At 45.9% G+C, this 6,582-nt stretch carries 9 protein-coding genes; 2 read left to right on the top strand and 7 right to left on the bottom strand.

Annotated elements, in window-relative coordinates:
• Together L976_RS08490 and ilvN are read left to right on the top strand one after the other, a co-directional pair.
• Nucleotides 1-627 (top strand): thiamine pyrophosphate-dependent enzyme (locus L976_RS08490; RefSeq protein WP_047540305.1); only part of this gene is annotated, 627 nt, incomplete at its 5' end.
• Nucleotides 627-1,121: an acetolactate synthase small subunit gene (gene ilvN, locus L976_RS08485; RefSeq protein WP_047536012.1), complete on the top strand. Its 495-nt coding sequence runs from the start codon at nucleotides 627-629 to the stop codon at nucleotides 1,119-1,121. The genes L976_RS08490 and ilvN, both read left to right, overlap by 1 nt.
• A gap of 108 nt (nucleotides 1,122-1,229) precedes the next feature.
• On the opposite strand, the gene L976_RS08480 is transcribed toward ilvN, so the two are convergent.
• The 7 genes from L976_RS08480 to hscA all read right to left on the bottom strand — a co-directional run bounded on the left by L976_RS08480 (nucleotide 1,230) and on the right by hscA (nucleotide 6,537).
• Nucleotides 1,230-1,673 (bottom strand): Hsp20 family protein, encoded by a 444-nt coding sequence (locus tag L976_RS08480; RefSeq protein ID WP_047536010.1) that lies wholly within the window; start codon nucleotides 1,671-1,673, stop codon nucleotides 1,230-1,232.
• A 298-nt stretch (nucleotides 1,674-1,971) separates the two neighbouring features.
• Nucleotides 1,972-2,403, bottom strand: coding sequence for a nucleoside-diphosphate kinase (ndk, locus tag L976_RS08475; protein ID WP_011072285.1), 432 nt, complete (start codon nucleotides 2,401-2,403; stop codon nucleotides 1,972-1,974).
• Nucleotides 2,404-2,635: 232 nt separating this feature from the next.
• Nucleotides 2,636-2,803, bottom strand: coding sequence for a hypothetical protein (locus L976_RS23200; protein ID WP_037418345.1), 168 nt, complete (start codon nucleotides 2,801-2,803; stop codon nucleotides 2,636-2,638).
• Nucleotides 2,804-3,010: 207 nt separating this feature from the next.
• On the bottom strand, nucleotides 3,011-3,208 hold the full coding sequence (gene iscX / locus L976_RS08470) for a Fe-S cluster assembly protein IscX (RefSeq protein ID WP_037418347.1): 198 nt from the start codon (nucleotides 3,206-3,208) through the stop codon (nucleotides 3,011-3,013).
• Nucleotides 3,209-3,276: 68 nt separating this feature from the next.
• The gene (rimK, locus tag L976_RS08465; RefSeq protein ID WP_037418350.1) at nucleotides 3,277-4,176 is read right to left on the bottom strand and encodes a 30S ribosomal protein S6--L-glutamate ligase; all 900 of its coding nucleotides are present in this window, start codon (nucleotides 4,174-4,176) and stop codon (nucleotides 3,277-3,279) included.
• A 154-nt stretch (nucleotides 4,177-4,330) separates the two neighbouring features.
• Nucleotides 4,331-4,666, bottom strand: coding sequence for an ISC system 2Fe-2S type ferredoxin (gene fdx, locus L976_RS08460; RefSeq protein ID WP_037418353.1), 336 nt, complete (start codon nucleotides 4,664-4,666; stop codon nucleotides 4,331-4,333).
• An 8-nt stretch (nucleotides 4,667-4,674) separates the two neighbouring features.
• Entirely contained in the window at nucleotides 4,675-6,537 is a 1,863-nt protein-coding gene (gene hscA, locus L976_RS08455; protein WP_047536007.1) for a Fe-S protein assembly chaperone HscA, read from the bottom strand.
• Between the last annotated feature and the right edge of the window lie 45 nt (nucleotides 6,538-6,582).

Genomic DNA, 6,582 nt, shown 5'->3' with positions numbered 1-6,582 from the left:
TACGATAAGGAAAGTCATCGGATCAAACCACAGCAAGTGATTGAAACTCTCTACAAACTCACTAATGGTGAGGCCTATGTCGCCTCGGATGTGGGCCAGCATCAAATGTTTGCCGCACTCTATTATCCCTTTGATAAACCCCGCCATTGGATTAACTCCGGTGGCCTTGGCACCATGGGCTTTGGTTTACCCGCTGCAATGGGTGTCAAAATGGCGATGCCGGATGAAACCGTCGTATGCGTCACGGGTGATGGTTCAATTCAAATGAACATTCAAGAGCTATCTACAGCACTGCAATACGATACGCCGGTTAAAATTATCAACTTAAACAACCGGTTCCTCGGCATGGTTAAGCAGTGGCAGGATATGATCTACTCGGGTCGCCATTCCCATTCCTATATGGATTCGGTACCCAACTTCGCCAAAATTGCCGAAGCCTATGGCCATGTTGGCATGACGATTAGCGATCCCGCAGAGCTTGAATCTAAGATGGCCGAAGCCCTCGCCATGAAAGACAGATTGGTATTTATCGACATTATGGTGGATGAGACTGAGCACGTTTATCCGATGCTTATCCGCGGCGGCGCGATGAATGAAATGTGGTTAAGCAAAACGGAGAAATGCTAATGCGTCGAATTATATCTGTATTACTCGAAAACCAATCCGGCGCCCTATCCCGTGTTGTCGGCCTATTTTCCCAGCGCGGTTACAACATTGAAAGTTTAACCGTGGCACCGACTGACGATAATACCTTGTCACGTCTTAATATCTCACTGGTTGCAGATGAGAAGGTTCTTGAGCAAATCGAAAAACAACTGCACAAGTTAGTAGATGTGCTTAAGGTGTCGAATGTCACCGAGTCAGCTTATATTGAGCGAGAACTGGCACTGGTTAAAGTCCGTGCCCAAGGGGAGCTTAGGGAAGAAATTAAGCGCACCGCCGATATCTTCCGTGGGCAGATTGTCGATGTCACCGCTAATCTCTATACCATTCAATTGGTGGGGACGACCGAAAAACTCGATACCTTTATTCATTCGATGGGTGAAGTGACCAAGGTGGTTGAAGTATCGCGCTCGGGTGTTGTGGGGTTAGCCCGCGGCGAAAAAGCGATGAAAGCCTAAAGAGCTTATATAAAGATAACGCTTAGAAAACATCTCCAATTCGAGCCAGACAAAAAATAACAAGAAGGGGAGCATTTAGCTCCCCTTCTTTATCCGCGCGATTCTAGATTAGGATTGACCATCTAATAAGCGCGATGTGGTGATTTCAATCTTACGAGGTTTTAAAGCCTCAGGAATTTCACGCACTAAATCAATATTTAATAAACCATTCTCTAAGCTTGCCCCTAAAACGGTCACATAATCAGCAAGCTGGAAAGTGCGCTCAAAACCGCGCTCTGCAATTCCTTGATAGAGATATTTACGTTCAGTTTGGCTCTCAGCTTTATTACCTTTAACAAGTAATTTTTCGCCTTCGCTACTGATCTCCAATTCATCCATTGAAAATCCGGCCACAGCCATCGTGATGCGATAACGGTTTTCACCAAGCAATTCAATGTTGTATGGAGGATAACCTGAGTTGCCATTATTCGCAGCAGCATGCTCAGCCATCTGGGCTAAACGGTCAAAACCAATAGCACTACGGTAAAGAGGAGTTAAATCATAAGTACGCATATTCATATCCTTATCTTAAGCAATATGGGAAATTGGCGAACGGTCTTCAAGTTGAAAACACACATTTGTTTCGCCTAAATTAACTTCTGTCCTAACGGCACAGAATCGATTGGGATCCTCATCGAGCGATCCTGCAATAGATATAAGGATAGGAAAGCGGATTTCAAGGAAGAAATTTAAGAAATTTTAAAAACCAAATAAAAATAGTGCATTACAAACACGCCAACGCGATTCCGTAGCCAATTCCAGCCAAAAAAAAAGGAGCACTAAGGCTCCCTTTTTCGGTCTCGCACTCAGATTAACGAGTACGTGGACACAGTTCTTCAGCACTGAAGAAGTATGCAATTTCACGTTCTGCAGATGCTAAAGAATCAGAACCATGAGCTGCGTTTTCGTCGATGCTTTGAGCGAAATCAGCACGGATAGTACCAGGAGCCGCTTGAGCTGGGTTAGTTGCACCTAAAATTTCGCGGTGAGCTAAAACAGCGTTTTCGCCTTCTAATACTTGGACCATGATTGGGCCAGAGGTCATGAAAGCAACCAGAGCACCAAAGAAGCCACGCTCGCTATGCTCAGCATAGAAACCTTCAGCTTGTTCTTTAGTCAGGTGTAACATTTTAGCTGCAACGATCTTCAGACCAGCAGTTTCAAAACGGTTGTAGATTGCACCGATGTGGTTTTTAGCAACAGCATCAGGCTTAATGATAGAAAATGTGCGTTCGATCGCCATAACAAGCTTCCTTTGTCAGCAAGTTTGAAAAAATTCGCGCGGATTATACGAAATTTAAAAAGTAAATCCTATCTTTAAAGCACATAAGTCTGAGATATTGCGCACATTGGCTGGATTTGTAACCAGATTGATCACACAAAAAAACGCCAGTTGTCATTTAAGGGCAACTGGCAATTTATTATCGAGATATCTCTAAGGAGATGAATACAGGAGTAAGCGTTATCAAATTAGCTTACTTTCTATTTTTTGCCCAAATTCCAGCCCAAGCAATTAAAGCAACCAAAATAACCGCTGGCGCTAAATCGAGCAAATGATGGAATAAACCGACACCGCCATGACCAGGATGAGCCCATGCCAACGCGGGTAACAGTGTGAATAACATAGCAAACAAAAGTTTCATGTGAACATCCTTGCGTTGCGAGAATAATATTAAGCGGTTAACTGCTTAACCGATAAGTAACAAGGTACGTTATTCAATAAAAAGGAATTTGATACTGATCAAACTCCGACTAAAATCCCATTTCACAGCCAAATAAGCGTGATAGATGTCACACCAATTAGTTTTTTCGTGGACAAGTTGCCGCAACAACATGGTGAGTAACTGATGTTATTTTTCTTCGATCCAGCATTGTTGAATAGCTTCTAATACCTTTTCATTGCAATGTTTAGGATCGTCATCAAAATCCTCTAGCGCTAACACCCACTCATACAACTCGGTAAAATGCAGTTTGCGGGGATCAACATCTGAATGTTTTTCCAGTAATTCCAAGGCGATATCTAATGAATCAATCCACTTTAATGACATCCTCTTTCCCCTATGCAAACGGACATTTCAACGCATTTCACCTGAGTTTAGCTTAATCACCACTCACTTTACGCTTGAGTTGTTTTTTTTGTCTTAATTGCGTTTTTCTCAACAAACTCGATTATTGCCCCAGCGACATCCTTAGCTGTAGCACCTTCGATCCCTTCAAGGCCTGGTGAAGAATTCACTTCCATCACTAATGGGCCATGGTTGGAACGCAATAAATCCACACCCGCAACGTTCAGGCCCATGGTCTTAGCGGCACGAATAGCCACTGAGCGTTCTTCTGGCGTGAGTTTAACTAAACTCGCCGTACCGCCACGGTGGAGGTTTGAGCGAAACTCCCCTGGCATGGCTTGGCGCTTCATCGCAGCGACGACTTTATCACCAAGGACAAAACAACGAATATCCGCACCGTTAGCTTCTTTGATATATTCTTGTACCATGATATTAGCCTTTAATCCCATAAAAGCTTCAATCACGCTTTCAGCCGCTTTACGGGTTTCAGCCAGAACAACGCCAATACCTTGAGTGCCCTCAAGCAATTTAATCACTAGCGGCGCGCCACCAACCATATCGATTAAATCAGGAATATCGCTTGGCTTATTGGCAAAGCCAGTGATCGGCAAACCAATACCACGACGTGACATCAACTGCATTGAACGCAGCTTATCGCGGGAGCGCGAAATGCCAACAGAATCATTGAGTGCGTAGACGCCCATCATCTCAAACTGGCGCAGCACCGCAGAGCCATAAAAGGTAATTGATGCGCCGATACGTGGGATCACCGCATCAAAGGGCGGTAATTCTTCACCACCAATATGAATGCTCGATTGGCGCATATTGATGTTCATATAGCATTCGAGCGGATTGATCACTTTGACTTCGTGACCACGTAATGTCGCAGCCTCAACGAGTCGCTTTGTGGAATATAGCTCAGGCCCTTGCGATAGGATCGCGATTCTCATTCTGGTCTCCGACAACCATTTCATTTTGAGCGCATAATACGCTTGCTTAAGGATAAATCAATCATGGCTATTATTGCTTGCGCAAATGCTAGTCTACAAAAGCCAAAAACCAGTCACTAGGACTGGTTTTTGGCGATTTCAGCACAAAAGTGACTTAGCCTTCGCTCACCATATTGACAGTGTATTTAGGCATTTCAATCACCAGATCGCAATCAACCACTTTAGCCTGACAGGATAAGCGGCTCTCAGGCTCGAGTCCCCAAGCTTTATCAAGCATATCGTCTTCAAGTTCATCACTTGGCTCTAGCTCATCAAATCCTTCACGCACAATGCAATGGCACGTAGTGCAAGCACAGGATTTTTCACAGGCATGTTCGATATTGATGCCATTGCGCAGCGCCACATCGAGAATCGTTTCACCTACTTCAGCTTCCAACACTGCGCCATCGGGACACAACTCAGCATGGGGAAGAAAGACTAACTGGGGCATCACATCACCTATATCTTGTCAATTGACTGACCTTTAAAGGCCACTCGAATAGAATTATCCATACGTTTTGCGGCAAAATCTTGAGTATGTTCATCAAGAATTTCGATCGCATTTTTAATCGCATCAGCATCATCACCGCCAGCGACGTGAACCAGCTGAGCCATCACAGTATCAATCTGCTGACGCTCATCGCTTGTGAGTAAGTCACCATCTTTAGAGAGCGCTGCATTCAAGGACTCAAGCACCCTCGCCGCCTCAACTTGCTGCTCAGCCAGCATACGGCGGCTGATATCTTCTTTAGCATGCTTCATCGAGTCTTTGAGCATAGTCGCGATCTCAGTATCCGATAAACCAAACGAAGGCTTGACCTGAATGCTCGATTGCACGCCAGTGGATTTCTCCATGGCAGTCACACTTAACAATCCATCGGCATCCACTTGGAAGGTCACCCGAATATGAGCTGCACCTGCCGCTAACGGTGGAATACCTTTTAGGGTAAAGCGTGCTAGAGAGCGGCAATCGTCAACTAACTCGCGCTCACCCTGCACGACATGGAACGCCATCGCCGTTTGCCCATCCTTGAAGGTGGTAAACTCTTGGGCGCGTGCCACGGGGATAGTCGTGTTACGAGACACCACTTTCTCCACTAAACCGCCCATGGTTTCAATCCCTAACGACAAGGGGATCACATCGAGCAGTAATAATTCAGATTCGGGTTTGTTACCGACCAAAATATCAGCCTGAATCGCCGCGCCAATGGCGACAACACGGTCAGGATCGATTGAGGTTAATGGCGCTTTACCAAAAAAGGCTTCAACTTGCTCACGTACTAATGGCACGCGGGTAGAGCCGCCAACCATGACGGTTTCAAGCACTTCATCAGCCGTTACGCCCGCATCACGTAGGGTGCGGCGACAACTTGCGATGGTTTTCTTCACAAGCGCAGCAATGAGGCTCTCAAATTGCGCCTTAGTAACCACTTGTTTGAGCACCGAACCATCGGCAAGGGTAAGACTAGCCTCTGTATCACTCGAATCGGTTAAGGCTTCTTTCACCCGGCGCGCTTCAATCAATAGCTGGCGACTTAACTGAGAGTCGATATCAGTCAGTTGCCACACTTGCTGCATATGTGCTTGTAAAAGATGATCAAAATCATCACCACCGAGCGCAGAATCGCCGCCCGTAGCCAGTACTTCAAATACGCCACGGTTTAAGCGCAAAATAGAAATATCAAAGGTGCCGCCACCGAGATCGTAAATGGCGATAACACCTTCTTGCTTAGAGTCTAAGCCATAGGCAATCGCAGCCGCAGTGGGTTCATTTAATAGGCGTAAAACAGTAATACCCAATAACGATGCTGCATCCTTAGTTCCCTGACGCTGGGCATCATCGAAATACGCAGGCACAGTGATCACTGCACCTTGCAGCTCACCGCCAAGGGTTTTTTCGGCGCGTTCAATTAAAGGACGTAAAATTTCGGCAGAAACTTGCACCGGATTCACTCGACCTTGGGGCGTCACAAACAGCGGTAAACCATTTTCACTGGCTTCGAATTGATATGGGAAAGATTGCTCACCAGCTTGGATGTCCGCAAGACTACGCCCCATGAAACGTTTAACGGAAACGATAGTGTTTTTAGGATCCTGCGCTGAACTTAACGCCGCCACATAACCCACTTCAATTCCATCATGAGTGTAACGAACTATCGAAGGTAAAGAATGCTGTCCGTTTTCATCGGGCAAGGTTGCCGTTACGCCACTGCGTACAGCAGCCACAAGTGAATTGGTTGTACCTAAATCGATGCCAACGGCAAGTCTATGTTGGTGCGGCGCGGCACTTTGTCCGGGCTCAGCAATCTGCAAAAGGGCCATATGTATCCAACTTAGTAACGCCGACTCAAATCAATCGGAATCGGC

Source organism: Shewanella sp. ZOR0012, assembly GCF_000798835.1.
GTDB classification, from domain to species: Bacteria; Pseudomonadota; Gammaproteobacteria; order Enterobacterales; family Shewanellaceae; genus Shewanella; species Shewanella xiamenensis.
Note: the sequence above shows the minus strand (reverse complement) of the source record. Positions and strands in the feature narration are given on the sequence as shown.